The organism is Pseudomonas sp. Pse1 (genome assembly GCF_024519635.1).
In the GTDB taxonomy this organism is placed as follows: Bacteria; Pseudomonadota; Gammaproteobacteria; order Pseudomonadales; family Pseudomonadaceae; genus Aquipseudomonas.
Map to the genome: position 1 here is coordinate 98,903 of NZ_JALJRO010000018.1, position 17,046 is coordinate 115,948.

Consider the following 17,046-nt stretch of genomic DNA (forward strand, 5'->3'; position numbering starts at 1 on the left):
AAGGGCACGGCATGCTAATCGTCTTCAGCGGACTTCCCGGCACAGGAAAAACCACCATCGCCAAGGCGCTCGCCGCTGCAACGGCTGCCGTTTACCTGAGGGTCGATACGATCGAGCAAGCGATTCGCAATTCGGAGGTACTTGCGCGAGACGTTGGATGCAGTGGCTACCGAGTCGCCAATGAGCTGGCGCTGAGCAACCTTCTGCTTGGCCAAACCGTTGTCGTGGATTGCGTCAACCCCGTCGCAGAAAGCCGAAGCGCATGGAGCGATATCGCCGCCAACGCGGGGGTGGAATTGGCCAATGTGCAGGTGATTTGCTCCGATGCAGATGAACACCGGCGCCGTGTCGAAACCAGGATTTCTGACATACCGGGCCTGATGCCACCGACCTGGGAGTCAGTGCTGGGCCACGAATATGAACAGTGGAATGAGGCGGTGTTTTGCCTGGACACTGCTCAAGCATCTGCAGCGCAAGCCGTTGCGGTTATTGTCGAGCGGTTGCGGCTCGAGCGATAGCGTCGCGAAAAGTTCTAGTAGCACCATTTTGTAGGAGCGAGCCTGCTCGCGATGAACCTGAGGCCGCCGCGTGCATACAGACAGCACGCGTTATCGTTGACGTCCATCGCTACGGTGCGACGATTCGACAGATTCGCTCCTACAGGGATTTGATGCCGGAGACAGGACTCAACCCCCGGCCCAACCACCACGCCCACAAAGCGCAGCAGTCGGCCGGAAACCGTCGTTCAATAACCTTGTCTGCTATCAGGCAAAGTTCAGCGCGCGGTCCGAGGTTTCGTCCTTGATACGGGTCGGCAGGCCCATGACTTCCAGTGCCGCGAGGAACGGCTCGGCGGGGAGCTCTTCGACGTTGACCATGCGGCTGACGTCCCAATCGCCACGGGCGACCAGCAGTGCGGCGGCGACAGGAGGCACGCCGGCGGTGTAGGAGATGCCCTGGCTGTCGGTTTCGGCGAAGGCTTCTTCGTGGTCGGCGACGTTGTAAATGAACACTTCGCGCGGCTGGCCATCCTTGGTGCCTTTGACCAGGTTACCGATGCAGGTCTTGCCGGTGTAGCCCGGGGCCAGGGAGCCTGGATCCGGCAGCACGGCCTTGACCACTTTCAACGGCACGACTTCCAGGCCTTCGGCGGTCTTGACCGGTTGCTCGGAGAGCAGGCCGAGGTTTTTCAGGACGCTGAAGACGTTGATGTAGTGCTCGCCGAAGCTCATCCAGAAGCGCACGTTGGCGATGCCGAGGTTCTTCGAGATCGAGTGCACTTCGTCGTGACCGGTCAGGTACAGGTTCTGTACGCCAACCACAGGCAGGTCGTCGGTGCGCTTGACTTCGAACATGGTGTTGCTGGTCCACTGGCTGTTCTGCCAGCTCCACACCTGTCCGGTGAATTCGCGGAAGTTGATTTCAGGATCGAAGTTGGTCGAGAAATACTTGCCGTGGGAACCGGCATTGACGTCGAGAATGTCGATCGAATCAATGCTGTCGAAATACTGTTGTTGCGCGAGTGCCGCGTAGGCATTGACCACGCCCGGATCGAAGCCCACGCCAAGAATGGCGGTGACGTTCTTCTGCTGGCATTCCTCGAGGTGTTTCCACTCGTAGTTGCCGTACCAGGGTGGGGTCTCGCAGATCTTGCCTGGCTCTTCGTGGATCGCGGTATCCAGGTAAGCCACGCCGGTATCGATGCAGGCACGCAGCACCGACATGTTGATGAAAGGTGAGCCGACGTTGATCACGATCTGTGATTCGGTGTCGCGGATCAGTGCCTTGGTCGCTTCGATATCCAGCGCGTCGAGCGAATAGGCTTTGATCTCGGCAGGCACTTTAAGGCTGCCTTTGAGGTTGACGCTGTCGATGATGGCCTGGCATTTGGAGATGTTGCGCGACGCGATAGCAATACGACCGAGTTCGTCGTTGTGCTGCGCGCACTTGTGGGCCACCACCTTGGCGACACCTCCTGCACCAATGATAAGTACGTTCTTCTTCAATTTCTCTCTCTCTCCTTCTTGCGCCAGCTTACGAAAGGCTGGACAGGTAGTCGTTGTAACCAAACTCACGAACCACTTCGACTGTACCGTCGAGTTGTTTCACTACGATGGACGGCATTTTCAGGCCGTTGAACCAGTTCTTCTTGACCATGGTGTAGCCCGCGGTGTCGATGAACGACAGGCGGTCGCCGATGGCCAATGGGCGGTCGAATTGATACTCGCCAAAAATATCGCCAGCCAGGCAGGATTTGCCGCAGACCATGTAGGTGTGCTCGCCGTCGCTCGGCGCCAGCTTGGCGTTCAGGCGGTAGATCAGCAGGTCCAGCAGGTGGGCTTCTATGGAGCTGTCGACCACGGCCAGGTGCTTGCCGTTGTACAGGGTGTCGAGCACGGTGACTTCCAGCGAGGCACTGTTGGTGATCGCCGCTTCGCCCGGTTCCAGGTAAACCTGTACGCCGTACTTCTCGGAAAACGCCTTCAAGCGCGCGCAGAATGCGTCCAGGGCATAGCCTTCACCGGTGAAGTGAATGCCGCCGCCGAGGCTGACCCACTTGACCTTGTGCAGCAGCTCGCCGAAGCGTTCTTCGATGGTGCACAGCATCTTGTCGAACAGGCTGAAGTCGCCGTTCTCACAGTTGTTGTGGAACATGAAGCCGGAGATCTGCTCGATCACGCCTTCGATCTTCACCGGATCCCATTCGCCCAGGCGACTGAACGGACGCGCCGGGTCGGCCAGCAGGTAGTCGGAGCTGCTCACCTGCGGGTTGACGCGCAGGCCACGCACCTTGCCTTCGCTGCGTTCGGCAAAACGCTGCAGCTGGCTGATGGAGTTGAAGATGATCTTGTCGCTGTTGTCGAGCATCTCCTCGATCTCGTCATCGGCCCAGGCCACGCTGTAGGCGTGAGTCTCGCCGGCAAACTTCTGGCGGCCAAGCTTGAGCTCGTAGAGCGACGACGAGGTGGTACCGTCCATGTACTCCTGCATCAGATCGAACACCGACCAGGTCGCAAAGCACTTGAGCGCCAGCAGAGCCTTGGCCCCAGATTGCTCGCGTACGTAGGCGATTTTCTGCAGATTGGTCAGCAGTTTGGTTTTATCGATGAGGTAGTAAGGGGTCTTGATCATTCCAGCCTCCGGCTAGGCCAGCCAAAAAAGAGCGGTATTGTGCCTACAACGGACGGATATCGAAAGGCATTCGGTTGCAAGCGGTCTGCGGGGCGCTGATCTGGAGCACGCTGTAGCTGAAAAGCGGTGGCTTTCCTTTTCCCTGACGCTTGCGATTAATCAACTTCGATGCGGCAATCTCGGCCGTGGTGACATTGGCGCAGTTGAGCACCACGCATTAGTTACGTTCTTCGCTAAACGCTGCGGCGGCGACACCCACAACCTTATTTATGGTTTTCTTTGATTGACGCTCTTCCAGCAGCGTTCGCGGCAACACAAACCCTTCAAAACTGCGCTGGGTGATCGGGTTGTTGGCTTTCTCCGCACCAATCCGATAACGCATCAACCCATCGGCAACGGAAAAGGTCAGGTCCACGCTGGTGTCGGTTCTTCCATTGAGATGCCCGCGACTGAGCAAGCGGAACAGTGACCACGGCCCGCGATAACTCAAACTCGCGGTATTGCCGGTGCTGTGCACCAGGGTCAGTTGGCTGCCATTGGTGTTGCCCAGGCTGTTGGGCCACACCAGTCCCGTGCGTTGCGGCGCGCCGTGCTGGTAAGGGATCAGTTGGCCGTCAACGCTGAGCATGCTGCTCAGGCGGGTTGCGCTCAGGGCCAGGGGTTCGATGGTGAGTTGCACCGCCAGGTGACCGCGATGATTGAAGAAGGTGTCGCGGATGCGCTCGGCCTTCTTAAGCTGCTCCAGTACATCGCTGCGCACCAGGTATCCGCCGAGGCTGTCGGAATACAGGGCGTCGAGGTTGTCCTTGAGGAACACGTTCAGGTATTGATCGTGGAACTGCTGCAAGCGCCCCTGCGGGCCGAAGAAGGCTTCGAAGTCCTCCAGTGAGGCGTCCTCGCCGCTGGCCTTGAAGGGATAGCGGCCAGCCAGGCGGTCACGGTAGAAGCTGTAGATTTCACTGTCCCAGCGTTTTTCCAGTTCGCGCAAGGCGCCAATAACCAATACCTGCGAAGTCTGGTCGGCAAGTTTTTTGACGTGTTGGTTCAGTGGCTCCGGCAGGCCCACGGCGACGCGTTGCAGGTTGGCGATGGGGTCGGCACCGCCCAGAGAGAAGCGGTTGAGTACGGTTTTCAGCGCCGCCTTGCCGGGGTCTGGATTGTCGTGCACGGCTTTGGCGTAGTCGTAGACGGCGCTGACCGAGCGCAAGGTTTCTTCGTAGTAAGACGGCTGCTCGCCTCGCGCAGTGATCAGTTCCGCCAGGCTTGAGAACGCGCGCCGAATCCCTGCCGCTTGTTGTTGACCGTCCGACACCTTATCTATCGTGAGTGGAGCTTGCCCTTCGGACAAGGGCACCAACGGGTAGATGACGCTGTTGTCGCGCAAGGTTTCCAGCAAACGCTGCAATGGTGCGGCCGGGCCGGTGACTTGTTCCAATACCGCCACGCCGTGGCTGAGATCGTCGAAGTCAGTGACCGAAAACTGATTCAGCGCACGCCGCCAACTGTCGACGTAATCGGCGCTGTACAAGGCGCGGACACGTTGGGTCAGCACTTTACGGTCTTCGTCGGAGTAGTCCAGGCGTTGGCGTTCGCCGAGCACCCACTGGTCAATCATCGCCAGTTCGATGATGTCCTCAGTACCGGGCTCAAAGTAGTCCTTGAATCCCTTGGCAGTGAGCAGCGGCGCCAGTAGCAAACCGCTGCCTTCCTGATCGGTGTTCAGCGGACGGAAGACGATATCGAACGCCGGACCCACTTCGTTGCGAAGATCCAGCGGACGATGTAGACGCTCCAGTGCATCCTGTTTGAGGCTCATGTAGACCCGTTCAGCCATCGGCAACTGGCGCAATTGCTGTTGCACCTTGGCGATGCGCTCCCGGTACTGCGGCAGATCGGCGTCGGCGTATTTCAGTGCGTAGCTCAGGTGCCCCATCAAATCAGCCTGTAACTGGCCTTGGCCCGGATAGGCTCGCTGCCACTGTTTGGCGACCCACTCTTCGACGATGGCCGGGCGGCGGTTCTGCCTTTCTTCGAGCATGCGATAGACGCGCAGTGCAGCCAGTTGCTGATTGCTACCGGCGGACGCGGCGTTGATGGTGTCCACTACACCACTGGCAATCGCCGGCAGAAAGCGTTTGGACAGCAGATTCAGATAGGCCTCATCCACCGTCGGGCCAATCGCCCTCCCCTGGTACAGCCCCATATCCGACAGCAATGGCCACGCCTCACGGTAGTCGCCATACACCAGCACCGCATCGCGGATCTGGTCCAGGGGCACCAGCAAGTTGCGACCCGTAGTATCGACCCTGGCGTCGATGTCCCGGCCACTGAAGTCCTGGCTCTTGGCCAAGACGCTGGCTGCTTTGTCGCGGTTGATGTTGATGTTGAAGTAAAACTGCCAGGTTCCGATGACCACCAGACAGCCCAAGGATGCAACGCTGAAGCCGGCGATCAGCAATCGCCGCTTGTTGCGGGCCACCTTGATGTTGTCACCCGCCAGGCCTGCTTCGGGGTAAATCACCCGCTGGAACAACTGCTGGGCAAAGTAGATCGCCGTGCCACCGACAGGCTTGACCTCGGGGGGCGGTGGCGGCAGTTGATACGCTTGTCCCGCTTCCTTGACGAAGGCATTACTCAGCGTGCCCTGTTGAAGCACCGAGGAGAAATACAACCCGCGAACCAGCGCCGGGGTGGTGAAACGATCGCTGCCGAGCATTTCGCTCAGGAAGCCAAACAGCGCGGGGCGTAGCCCCGCGATCTGATGCAGCAGCGCCTGCAAGCGATCGCGCTCGGTCAGACCAGATGACGTCCTGACGCCGTCGAAAATCTGCTCACTCAGGCAGGCGACAAAGGTTTGGTATTGTCGGGTCAGTTCCGCCAACCAGGCGTCGAAATCATCCACCGCGTCCAGGCTGAATGTGAATCCCAACAGGTCTTCGCGCCCACTGCGCGACAACCGGGCGAAGAACTCTTCAAAGCCTTCCAACAGGTCGAACTTACTCAGCGTCACGTACACCGGCAAACGCGTGCCCAGGTGCCGCGTCAGCTCAAACAACCGGGTGCGTAGCAGGTTGGCGTGGGCTTTGCGTTGTTCGGGACGTTGCGCCAACAAGGCCTGCACATCGATCACCAACACAACGCCGTTAAGTGCCCGGCGGCTGCGGTTGCGCGCCAGCCAGTCGAGCAGGTGCAGCCATAGGCGCGGGTGGGTGTCGGCGGGCAGTATCGGCTTGACCTTACCCTGCTGCTCGACGTTTTCAGCGGTTGGCTCCGGGTGACGGAGAAACTCACCCGGAGGATCGATCAACACAGCCTCGTCACCAATCCACCAGTCCACTGGATAGGCCAATTGCTCTTCCTGGTGCGCTCTAACCCCCGCCTTGGTTACATGAGACAGGGCAAAACTCTGATTGGAACGGGTGATCAGGCTGGTCTTCCCGGCATTTTCCTCACCCAGCACCAGGTACCACGGCAGTTGATAGAGCGAACGGCGGCGCTCCATATTGTTCAGCAAATTGCCCAGGCTACGGTCCAGCGCCCGTTCCTGCGCCTCGACGTATGGCAGGCAGGGGTCGGCCTGCACCGCGGCCTCATGTTGGCGTTCAAGCTGCAGGCGCTGATAACGATTGCGCACCCGCCATGCCCAGATCAGCAATGGCACCACCAGCACCACGACACTGGCCGAGACGCGCATCGCCAAGTCACCCAGCGGCTGACGCTCACGCCAAGTCCACTGTGGACCCAGCCACCAGATGGCGATCAATAAAAACACCACGCCCAGCAGCACCAGTACTGGCACCGCCTGGTTGAACTGACGCAGCACCGGCAGGCCCCAGCGTTTGAGGTAAACCCAGACCATCCCCATGAATTGCTCCTACTCCTTAACCGCTTTGATCAAATGACTGTCGTCGATGGTTTGTGCCACTTTCCGGTACAACTCCGGCTCCCAGCCCTGTGCCGTGGTATCGCGCATCAACCGTGCAACGCTGCCGTACAGATCATCCGCCAGCCATGACAGGCCACGCGATGCCAGCAGGTCAGCGGCAATCACTGTGGCGTAGCTACGCTGGCGCGGGGCGTCATGGGTGGCGTGCAGCTCCTGCAGGCGCAGCAGCACCACTTCGACGCCTTCGGTATTGAGTTGGGTACTCAGCTCATCCCGCAAGCTGGCGTATTCCTGCACCGGGCTGCCGGTGGTTTGCGCCTGATCAGCACCGGTGATCCAGGCCTGGGTTTGTGCATCCACGAACGGTGTGCCGTCGCTGAAACACAGTTCCAACAGCGCGGGCAAGCGGCAGACGAACCGTTCGCAGGTCTGGCGGATGGCGGCGGCTACTTCCTCCATCGCCAGGCGCGCAGCGACGTTGGCCGCCAGGTAGCTGCCACGCAGCCAGTACGGCGAGGCGCAGACGCTTTTTTCGAGACGTGCCAGCAGGTTCGGGTCCAGGGTGTTGTGGTTCAGCGCATCCTGATAGCCGTCGACGATATCCTTGGGCACGGCGGTCAATTCAGTACGACGGTCGCGGGTGATGGGAGGTGCGGTGCGCAAGTGCGACCACAGGCCGAAGCGGCGCAATTGGTAGCCCGTGGGGTCGTAGGGGTCCTGCAGGTTGATCTGCTCAGCCATGCTCAACAGGGCGCGACGTTGTTCGCGCTCGGTGCTCGGCGCCTGCGGCTTGGGGCTGGTGAAGAACGCTGAATCCAGAACACTCGTGGAAGTAGTTGCTCGCGTGGGCTCAATGGCTGCAACGGGCTCGCTGTATTTGCTCAATTGCCGTTGCAGCGCGTCCAGCGGAGCGGAGTCGAGCTTGGCGCTTTCGACACACCGCCGCAGGTTTGCCAGAGCCAATTGCGCCGCCGCCTGATAAGCCGGGGCAAAGCTGCTGCGATCCAGGGACGGCAACACTTGCCCCAGGTCCTCCAGCAGGCGCTGCACCTGCTTACGCTTGTTCAGATAGCCAGTCGGGCCAGGCTTTGGGTAAGCACTGTCCCAGTACAGTTCAACCATGCCGGCCAGCAAGCCGAAGGCATCGGCCCAGCGTGCCCATTGCCGCGTGCGCAGCCATACCACCTGCAGGTGACCGAGGATTCGCCAGTGCTTGCATTGAGTCGCTAAGTACTGGCGGGAGGCTTCATCGATATACGGCCAGTCGATATCACTCTCGCGCAGGCCGCCGAGTTTGACCATTTCCTGGTCGATGGCCTGGTAGGTCTCATCCTCGACATCGAAATGTCCTGCGGGCTGCTCGGGATCGATGGGGGCCAGCAGCAAGGTGACGATGTCCACCGGGACATCAATCACCAGCGACATGCTTGGCGCTCCTGCTCGATCAACTCACCCAAACCTTCAGCGTCGAATACCAGGCCGTGCAGCCGGGGATAGTCACTTTCCAGTCGCAAGCGCTGGCCGCCGCCCATGTTGCGCAGCAGCGAAATAGCCTGCAGCCCGCGTCCAGCATCAACCACCAAGCCGGCGTCGTCCAACACCTGCCATTGATAGGCCTCGGAAACCGGGCGCTCATCCTTGAACAGTTGTATTCGTATCTTGTTGGGCTTGGCCGGTTCATCCAGCACCAGCTGCAGGCGAGAGATTCTCGATTCGCAGCTGATGGCCAGGTAAGGCCGAGGCGGTAGCGCGCCCAACGCTGGGGCTGAGATCACCAGACGGTGTTGCTGGTCGTTGTCCGGCTCCGGGAATGACGACAACAAAAAACGCTGGTCCTCGGGGGGACGCTTGGCCTCATTGCGCTGAACCAGATCCACAATCGGCAGTACCCGGCTAATGGCGCGAGGTGCTACGGGGGCGTGATGGATAGGCGTACCGGCGGCCAAATCAAAACACTCCAGGCGTTTCAAGGGAGAGACGATGGAAGGGCAGTCTTGTGTCGCTGCCTGCACATCTATTACAGCCACTACCATTAGACAAAGCCCCCATTTCCACCCTCGGCATCCGTCGCGCATCAACACCTCCTGATATACCTCGTCAAAATACGAACCGGGCATTCTTATTAAGTCTTCGAACTAACGCTTTGAGCTTTAGAGTTCAACGGTTAACCCTAAAAGCATCACCTGAGTTCATCGGTTAGGCAAGTAAAAGACGAAAATCACACCACTAAATCCGAATGAGAAGAGGCGACCATAAGATATTTCTACAGTCCACGTAGGAAAATGTTTAGACGCGCACATTTTCCCACATATACGTCCTACGAATCACGTCCACATCGTCCGACATGACAAATCTTGCAATAGCCGGTTCTAATACCCGGCCTTACGAAAAGGATTCTTCTCATGTCTAAAACCCAAGGCTCTGTCGCGCCAAAAGAACGCGTCAACATCAAGTACGTCCCGGCCACGGGCGATCAACAGGCTGAAGTAGAGCTCCCCCTGAAACTATTGATCACGGGAGACTTTAAAGGACACGGCGAACTTTCCGCCCTTGAAGATCGGCAATCCACTCGGATCGACAAAGACACCTTTAACGAAGTGTTGGCCAAAGCCGAAGTTGCTCTAGACATGGCGGTTCCGTCTGTTCTGAACAACAACCACGACACCGACTTTAACGTGCAACTTCAATTCAAAAACATCAATGACTTCGGCCCCGATGCCGTCGCCCGCCAAGTGCCCGAACTTAACAAGTTGCTGGAGCTTCGCGAAGCTCTGGTTGCACTCAAAGGCCCTATGGGCAACGTCCCGGCCTTTCGCAAGCACCTGCAGAGCCTGCTGACCGATGAAACCGCCCGTCAGCGACTTGCCAGCGAACTGAACCTGGTGCTCGACGCGCCCGATAACTGATTTGAACGCCCTTCACAACGGAGTACTCCCCATGCCTACGGAAAGCGCCGCCGCCCAAGTACTGGTAGTTGACGAACCGCTATCGTTGCTCGACCAACTGCTGGCCAACACCACCATTCGCCCCTCCCAGGAAGGCTATGCCGTGGCCCGCCAAGGCGTGGCCGCGTTCATCAGCGAGATCCTGCAAAGCGGCGACCACCAGCAACCGGTCAACAAGCACCGGGTTGACCAGATGATTGCCGAAATCGACCGGGCGTTGAGCAAGCAGATGGACGTAATCCTGCATCAGCCGCAGTTCCAGCAACTGGAATCGGCCTGGCGTGGGTTGAAGCTGCTGGTGGATCGCACGGATTTCCGCGAAAACATCAAGCTGGAAATGCTGCACGTCACCAAAGAAGAGCTGCTGGACGACTTCGACAACGCCGGCGACATCACCCGCAGCGGCCTGTACAAGCACGCTTACACCGCCGGTTACGGCCAGTTCGGTGGCGAGCCTATCGCAGCGATGATCGGCAACTACACTTTCGGCCCTTCGTCCCCGGACATGAAGCTGCTGAGCTATGTCGCCTCCGTGGGTGCTATGGCCCATGCGCCGTTCGTGATGGCTGCCGGCCCTGAATTCTTCAACCTCAAGAGCTTTCAGGATCTGCCGTCGCTCAAGGAAGTCAGCGATATCTTTGAAGGCCCCGGCCACACCAAATGGCGCAGCCTGCGTGAGATGGAGGACTCCAAGTACATCGCCGCGACGCTACCGCGCTTTTTGCTGCGCTCGCCTTACGATGGGCTGGAGAACCCGATCAGCAGCTTCGGCTACGACGAAACTGTCGACGGATCCCACGACAACTACCTCTGGGGCAACACCGCGTTCCTGATGGCTTCGCGCATCACCGACAGCTTCGCCCGCTACCGCTGGTGCCCTAACATCATCGGCCCGCAATCCGGCGGCGCGGTGGACGATCTGCCGGTGCACTTGTACGAATCCCTGGGCCAGTTGCAGGCCAAGATCCCCACCGAAGTGCTGATCTCCGACCGCAAGGAATTCGAGCTGGCCGAAGCCGGTTTTATCCCGCTGACCATGCGCAAGGACAGCGACAACGCAGCGTTCTTCTCCGCCAACTCGGTGCAGAAACCGAAGAACTTCCCCAAGACCCGCGAAGGCCAGGAAGCCCAGACCAACTACAAGCTCGGCACCCAGTTACCGTACCTGTTTATCGTCAACCGCCTGGCCCACTACATCAAAGTGCTGCAACGCGAACAGATCGGCAGCTGGAAGGAACGCCAGGACCTGGAGCGCGAACTGAACACCTGGCTCAAGCAATACATCGCCGACCAGGAAAACCCTTCCTCCGATGTACGCAGCCGTCGTCCATTGCGCGCCGCGCAAATTGTCGTACAAGACGTCGCTGGCGATCCGGGCTGGTACCAGGTGTCGTTGGCGGTGCGCCCACACTTCAAGTACATGGGCGCCAACTTCGAGATCTCACTGGTCGGTCGGCTGGACACCCAATAAGTGGGCGGCAGCCTGTTTGAGCGCCTGGAACACGACGCACCGCGCTACCGCCCAGGCAGCGCGGATGAGCAGGCGCGACAGCGCGTCGAGGCGATTAAACGCCACCTGGAACAAGTCCTTAACTCACGCCAGGGCTGCTCGCAAAGCAGCCCTGAGCTGGGCTTGCGCGACTTCAACGGGGTCACCCAGGCCAGCAGTGATCTGGTGGTCGCCATCAGCGCCGATATCCGCCGCTCGGTTGAGGCGTTTGAACCGCGAATCACGGTGACGGGCGTGCGCTATCAGCCCGACCCGGATTTGCCGCTGGAGCTGAACTTCCGCCTGGATTGCCAGGTGCGGGTCAACCACAAGGAAGAACAGGTGCAGATCGAAGTGGCCATGCATGGCCGCGACGGCTACACCCGCGTGAGATAAGAATGTCATGGACTTGAAACAACGCTTTGCCGAGGAGTTGCGCTACCTGCGCGAACTCGGCCGCGAGTTTGCCGAGGACAACCCGCAACTGGCGCAGTTTCTCGGCGATCAGGCCGGCGACCCGGACGTGGAGCGGCTGCTGGAGGGCTTTGCCTTCCTCACCGCCAAGCTCGGGATGAAGATCGACGACGATTTGCCGGAGCTGACCCATCCGCTGTTGCAGATGCTCTGGCCCAATTACCTGCGGCCTCTGCCCAGTGCAACCATCATTCGCTTTACACCGTTGCCCGATGCGATCAGCCAGTGCCAGGTGATTCCCAAGGGCACACCGTTGTTCGCCAAACCGGTGGATGGCATCTCCTGCCAGTTTCGCACCTGCACCGACGTCAATCTGTACCCATTGGCCTTGCAAGAAGTCAGCGATGCCCACAGCCGTGAGGCCTCGGTGATGCGCATCGACCTCAAGGTGTTGACGGAGCAGCCGCTGACCAGCATGGCCTGCGACCAGCTGGATTTCCACCTGGGCGGCGATAGCGCCAGCGCGCTGACTTTGTACCTGTGGCTCGCCCATTATCTGGACAGCGTCACTCTGCACATCAACGGCCAGAACTATCGCCTGTCGGCCAAGGATATCGGCTTTCCCGGCTTCACTGCCGACGAGGCATTGTTGCCCTACCCGCGCAATGTGTTCGATGGCTACCGGATCCTGCAGGAGTACTTTGTATTCCCGCAACGCTTCCATTTTTTCAGCCTGACCCGCCTGGCTAACATCTGGCCGGATGTCAGCGCCACCACCCTGCGTTTCGAATTTCAGTTCAGCCGGCCCATGCCGCCCGATATCCGCCTGCGCACCAGCGACCTGCACCTGTATTGCGCGCCAGCGGTCAACCTGTTCCGTCACGATGCCAGCCCAATCGGACTGGACGGGCGCAGCCTGCAACAGCGGATAAGCCCCAGCGGAAACCGCCCCGAGGCCTATGAGATTTTCAGTGTCGACCAGGTGACCGGCTGGGACGCTGCCGATAAAGATCGCAAGGGCGATCCGTTGCGGCGCTTCACCCCATTCGAATCGTTCCAGCATGAGATCGAACATGCGCAGGGTCGCACCGCACTGTATTTCCGCACGCACATCGAACAATCCCACGGGCGTGAGGGCTTGCGCCATCGCATCGCCTTCGTGCGCGGCGATGAGAGCCGGTACATCGGCGAGCATGAAGCCGCGTCCATCGAGTTGACTTGCACCAATCGCGACCTGCCGCAGTTGCTGGGCGTGGGAGATGTGTCGCTGTCCACCGAGGTCACGCCGTCGTTTGCCACCTACACCAACCTGACTGCACCGACTCGAAGCTACCGGCCAGTGCTGGACAGTAGCCTTCACTGGACGCTGATTTCCAACCTGTCGCTGAACTACTTGTCGCTGTTGTCGGCCGAGCCGCTCAAGGCGGTGATCCGCGCCTATGACTTCGCCGCGCTGCACGACCTGCAACAGGCACGCGCCACCCGCAAGCGCCTCAACGGGATCCATGAGGCCGTGACCACTCCCATCGACTGGCTGATGAAGGGCCAGCCGGTGCGCGGCTTGCAGACCCGCTTGCAACTGGATCAGAACGCTTTCCTTTGCGAGGGCGAGTTGTACCTGTTCGCCAGCGTGCTTTCGCACTTCTTCGCCCTGTACGCAAGCATCAACTCCTTCCATCGCCTGGAAGTGATCAATACCACCAACAACGAGCGTTATGAATGGCCACTGTTGACCGGCAGACAACCCGTGATCTAGCCGATGTGCTGCTGGCCGACGCGCGGAACTACTCGTTTCACCGTCTGCTGGAGCATTTGCACGCCTTGCATGGCGACGACCTGGAAGCGCAGCCCTTGAGTGCGGCGGCGCGCCGCCGTGTACGCCTGCAAAGCCATGCGGGGTTGGGCTTTCCAGCCTCCGACGTGGTCGAGGCGGCACGCCTGGAGGAGGATCACGACGAAGTGCGCTATCGCTTGCAGACCAGCTTCTTTGGCTTGCACGGCACTGACTCGCCGCTGCCCGGCTACTACCTGGACCGTCTGGCATACGAACAGGCCCAGGAGCGCGGTATTCGCCCTGCGTTCATGGACTTTTTCAATCATCGCTTGCTGACCCTGCTGCACCACAGTTGGCGCAAGTACCGCTACTACATCCGATTTCAGGCCGAGGCCAGCGACCGTTTTTCGCGCTATGTGTTTTCCCTGATCGGGTTGAACGACAACGACCTGCGCGGCGCGACGCCGTTACCGTGGGGTCGGCTGTTGAGTTTTGCCGGGTTGATCGCCAGCCGCAGTCGCTCGCCCTCGGTGGTGTCCGGGATTGTCGAGCATTGCTTCGATCTGCACGGCGTGCACATTCGTGAATTCGAGGCACGTTCGGTGAGCTTGCCGCAGCGTCAACGCATGGCGCTGGGCAAGGTAAACGGCACCTTGGGCAGCGATTTTGTGGTGGGCGACCGCAGCAAGACCCGCGCCAGCAAGTTCACTTTGGTGATTCCCAACCTGACCCAGGCGCGCTTTCGGCAGTTCTTGCCCAGTGGTGAGCAGTTTGGGAGGTTGCGCCAATTGATGGACTTTTTGCTGCGCGACGTCACCGCTTACGATCTGGAATTGGGGCTGCGCGACGAGGACGTGCCGCCGTTCAACCTGCAGCGCGACAGCGGCACCCACCTGGGTTGGACCAGCTTTATCGAACACCAGGAACAACGTCACCCCGCCGTGGTGCGGATTCGGGGGCGCGCATGAAGCTGACCTTGGTGATCAATAATCCTGCACAGTTGCTGCACGGGTATCTGCCCCTTCACCGGTTCGGCCCACAGGGTGGCAGCATTGGCAGTGCCGCGGCTGAATGGCGCCTGGAGGATCGTCACAACAGCGTGCGGCCCAACCACTGTGAAATCAGGGTCGTGGAAGGGCGTTTCTGCGTGATCGACCGCAGCGGCAGCACCTACGCCAATGGTCATGGCTTGCCATTGGGTCGCAATGTGGCGGTGAGCCTCAATGATGGCGACCTGTTGCAGATCGGTGCATATCAGGTCGCGGTGCAGCTCGGAGAGCACGCCCCTGGGCAACGCTCCCTGGATGAACTATTTACCGGCGAGCCGGAAGGCATGCAAGCCTGGCATTTGGACGACTCACCGGGACGGCCTCTGCCCGACCCACAACCTGCCACATGCCCGGAATTCGAGCGCCTTTGCCAGCCCGTGGACTTGGCGAACCAAGGTGATCCGCTGCAAGCGATGAAGGCGGCAGAACCGCCAAGGCCGCTGCCTGACAGTGGCGCGCCTGCACCCAAGAAGCCCGCCAGCCTGTTCAGCAGCCTGCGGCTTGGCACCTTGTTGTTCGCCTGCCTGACCCTCGGCGGCTGCACCATGCTCGGCAAAATCGGCCAGGTGGTCTGGACGCCCTCGATCCCGGTAGGCGGCCCCGACGATCAGCCCAGCCGCTACTCCCTGAGCCTGCACGCCAGCGACCACGTCAACCCACGCCTGATCAGCACCGGCACTGCACCGGATGAAGACGCCAGCCGCTCGCCTTACAACCTCAACGTTCAGGCGAGCAGTCCACAGGCACTGACCGACAAAGTGCAAACCCTGCTCAACCACCTCTATGAAAACGTACCGGCCCAGTCGCCACTGACCATCGAGCCAGCGCCCGTAGCGCCAATGTCGCCTTTCGAAGGCGCACTGCTAGGCGACTACGACGCCCAGGGTGTCAGCCTGACCACGCCCTGGGGCAGCCCGGCGGTGAAGCACGTCGCCACGCCAATCGCCTTCAAGGTCTTGCAACTGACCGACGACTCGCTGCTGACCAACGCCAGCCCCCAAGCCCTGACCGAAGACCTGAAAAAGACCTTGGGCAGCACCTACATCCGCGCCGACGACTACCTGCTCCAGCCCGGCCAATTCAAGTTCGTCGACCTGCGCGCCCTGGATGAAGACACCCGCTTTATCGCGGTGATCGCCAACTACCACAACGACGAAGTCGGCCAGTGGAAACAGCGCCTGCGCGTCGAGCCCAAAGGCCGGCAGTACGCCGTGCTGGTGCAGTTGGACGCCACCCAGGTCAGCCTCAAAGGAGAAACCCGATGACGCCCTTTTCAGCCGCTTTTGCCCCGAGTAATCACCGATGAGTTCACGCAACCCCGTCATCTGGCATGAAGGTTTGTTCGTCAAACCCCAGCACTTCCAGCAACAGGCCCGCGCCGCCGAAGCCGCCATGCACCAGCGCCTGCACAGCCTGAGCGACGCCCTCTACGGCTTCAGCGAGCTGGCGTTGAACAGCGAATACCTGAGCTTCGGCAAAATCGCCATTACCCAGGCGCGCGGGATCATGCCCGATGGCAGTGTCTTCGATATCCCCCACGACCTGGCGCCACCCGCCCCGCTGGAAATCGCCGATAGTAGTGCGGTGAACCAGATCGTCTACCTGGCCCTGCCGCTGCGCTCCAACGGCGCCCTCGAAGTACGCTGGCCCGATCAGTACGGCAACAGCCGCTACATCGCCCGGCGTGAAGAAATCCGTGACACTCACAGCGATGATGGCGACGTGGTTGGCATGGATCTGGCGGTGCCTAACCTGCAACTGATGCTCGAACGCAGCGACCGTAGTGCCTTTACCGGCATCGCCTTGGGCAGGATCAAAGACAAGCGCCCGGATGGCAGCTTGGTAATGGACGAGCACTTCTACCCCACCAGCGTATCCCTGCAAGCCGTGCCAGCACTGCACCGTTACTTAGGTGAAGTGGCCGGGTTGATGCGCGAGCGAGCCAAAAATCTGGCTCAGCGTATTGGCTCACCAGGACAGTCAGGGGTCGCCGATGTCGCCGACTTCAACCTGCTGCAAACCCTCAATCGTTTATTCCCGCTGTTCCAACACTTGGCTCGCCAACGCCAAGTCCACCCGGAGCGGCTGTACATCGCGCTGGCCCAGGCCTGCGGCGAGCTGGTGACCTTTACCGATGAAGGCCACCTGCCCCAGGAATACCCGGCCTACCAGCACGACAACCTGCGCGAGTCCTTCCAGCTTCTTGAGCATACCCTGCGCCGAGCCCTGGGCACCGTGCTGCAACCGCGCGCCGTGTCGCTGCCGATCATCGAGCAGCAGTACGGCGTGCGCACCGCCGCACTGAACGACAAACGCCTGCTGGACAACGCCGAATTCATCCTCGCTGTGCGGGCCGA

The 17,046-nt window shown here is 60.1% G+C and carries 13 protein-coding genes; 8 read left to right on the forward strand and 5 right to left on the reverse strand.

What is annotated here, in order from left to right:
* The first annotated feature begins 11 nt into the window (after window positions 1-11).
* A complete protein-coding gene (locus tag NR126_RS22535) occupies window positions 12-518 on the forward strand; it encodes an AAA family ATPase (protein ID WP_105755735.1) in 507 nt (168 codons plus the stop codon).
* A gap of 246 nt (window positions 519-764) precedes the next feature.
* Here NR126_RS22535 and NR126_RS22540 read toward each other — a convergent pair whose 3' ends face one another.
* From NR126_RS22540 to NR126_RS22560, 5 genes are all read right to left on the reverse strand, one after another.
* Window positions 765-2,006 carry a saccharopine dehydrogenase family protein gene (locus NR126_RS22540; RefSeq protein ID WP_027620321.1) on the reverse strand — a complete coding sequence of 414 codons (1,242 nt, stop codon included), beginning with the start codon at window positions 2,004-2,006 and terminating at the stop codon, window positions 765-767.
* Window positions 2,007-2,034: 28 nt separating this feature from the next.
* Window positions 2,035-3,132 carry a carboxynorspermidine decarboxylase gene (locus NR126_RS22545; RefSeq protein WP_027620322.1) on the reverse strand — a complete coding sequence of 366 codons (1,098 nt, stop codon included), beginning with the start codon at window positions 3,130-3,132 and terminating at the stop codon, window positions 2,035-2,037.
* 217 nt (window positions 3,133-3,349) lie between these two features.
* Window positions 3,350-6,997, reverse strand: a complete 3,648-nt coding sequence (gene tssM / locus NR126_RS22550; protein ID WP_256831552.1) for a type VI secretion system membrane subunit TssM — start codon at window positions 6,995-6,997, stop codon at window positions 3,350-3,352.
* 9 nt (window positions 6,998-7,006) lie between these two features.
* Window positions 7,007-8,443 carry a type VI secretion system protein TssA gene (gene tssA, locus NR126_RS22555; protein ID WP_256831553.1) on the reverse strand — a complete coding sequence of 479 codons (1,437 nt, stop codon included), beginning with the start codon at window positions 8,441-8,443 and terminating at the stop codon, window positions 7,007-7,009.
* Window positions 8,431-8,964, reverse strand: coding sequence for a type VI secretion system-associated protein TagO (locus tag NR126_RS22560; RefSeq protein WP_256831555.1), 534 nt, complete (start codon window positions 8,962-8,964; stop codon window positions 8,431-8,433). The genes tssA and NR126_RS22560 overlap by 13 nt, the downstream gene beginning before the upstream one ends.
* Before the next feature lie 456 nt (window positions 8,965-9,420).
* Between NR126_RS22560 and tssB the strand changes: the two genes are divergently transcribed.
* From tssB to tssK, 7 genes are all read left to right on the forward strand, one after another.
* Window positions 9,421-9,924, forward strand: coding sequence for a type VI secretion system contractile sheath small subunit (gene tssB / locus NR126_RS22565; protein ID WP_256831556.1), 504 nt, complete (start codon window positions 9,421-9,423; stop codon window positions 9,922-9,924).
* Window positions 9,925-9,955: 31 nt separating this feature from the next.
* Window positions 9,956-11,434, forward strand: coding sequence for a type VI secretion system contractile sheath large subunit (gene tssC, locus NR126_RS22570; protein ID WP_256831558.1), 1,479 nt, complete (start codon window positions 9,956-9,958; stop codon window positions 11,432-11,434).
* Window positions 11,435-11,848, forward strand: a complete 414-nt coding sequence (tssE, locus tag NR126_RS22575) for a type VI secretion system baseplate subunit TssE (protein WP_256831561.1) — start codon at window positions 11,435-11,437, stop codon at window positions 11,846-11,848.
* A 7-nt stretch (window positions 11,849-11,855) separates the two neighbouring features.
* A complete protein-coding gene (tssF, locus tag NR126_RS22580; protein WP_256831563.1) occupies window positions 11,856-13,622 on the forward strand; it encodes a type VI secretion system baseplate subunit TssF in 1,767 nt (588 codons plus the stop codon).
* Window positions 13,586-14,608: a type VI secretion system baseplate subunit TssG gene (gene tssG, locus NR126_RS22585; RefSeq protein ID WP_256831564.1), complete on the forward strand. Its 1,023-nt coding sequence runs from the start codon at window positions 13,586-13,588 to the stop codon at window positions 14,606-14,608. Before tssF ends, tssG begins: the two co-directional genes overlap by 37 nt.
* Complete coding sequence (gene tssJ / locus NR126_RS22590; RefSeq protein WP_256831566.1) at window positions 14,605-15,954, forward strand: type VI secretion system lipoprotein TssJ; 1,350 nt, start codon at window positions 14,605-14,607, stop codon at window positions 15,952-15,954. Before tssG ends, tssJ begins: the two co-directional genes overlap by 4 nt.
* A gap of 37 nt (window positions 15,955-15,991) precedes the next feature.
* Window positions 15,992-17,046, forward strand: a 1,055-nt coding sequence (gene tssK / locus NR126_RS22595) for a type VI secretion system baseplate subunit TssK (RefSeq protein ID WP_256831567.1), incomplete at its 3' end; no start/stop codon positions are given.

What these genes read in the sequence shown, in the direction of transcription:
- NR126_RS22535 (WP_105755735.1), top strand. Translation starts at nt 12, where the DNA reads ATGCTAATCGTCTTCAGCGGACTTCCCGGCACAGGAAAAACCACCATC.
- NR126_RS22545 (WP_027620322.1), bottom strand. Translation starts at nt 3,132, where the DNA reads ATGATCAAGACCCCTTACTACCTCATCGATAAAACCAAACTGCTGACC.
- tssM (WP_256831552.1), bottom strand. Translation starts at nt 6,997, where the DNA reads ATGGGGATGGTCTGGGTTTACCTCAAACGCTGGGGCCTGCCGGTGCTG.
- tssA (WP_256831553.1), bottom strand. Translation starts at nt 8,443, where the DNA reads ATGTCGCTGGTGATTGATGTCCCGGTGGACATCGTCACCTTGCTGCTG.
- tssB (WP_256831556.1), top strand. Translation starts at nt 9,421, where the DNA reads ATGTCTAAAACCCAAGGCTCTGTCGCGCCAAAAGAACGCGTCAACATC.
- tssC (WP_256831558.1), top strand. Translation starts at nt 9,956, where the DNA reads ATGCCTACGGAAAGCGCCGCCGCCCAAGTACTGGTAGTTGACGAACCG.
- tssF (WP_256831563.1), top strand. Translation starts at nt 11,856, where the DNA reads ATGGACTTGAAACAACGCTTTGCCGAGGAGTTGCGCTACCTGCGCGAA.
- tssG (WP_256831564.1), top strand. Translation starts at nt 13,586, where the DNA reads ATGGCCACTGTTGACCGGCAGACAACCCGTGATCTAGCCGATGTGCTG.
- tssJ (WP_256831566.1), top strand. Translation starts at nt 14,605, where the DNA reads ATGAAGCTGACCTTGGTGATCAATAATCCTGCACAGTTGCTGCACGGG.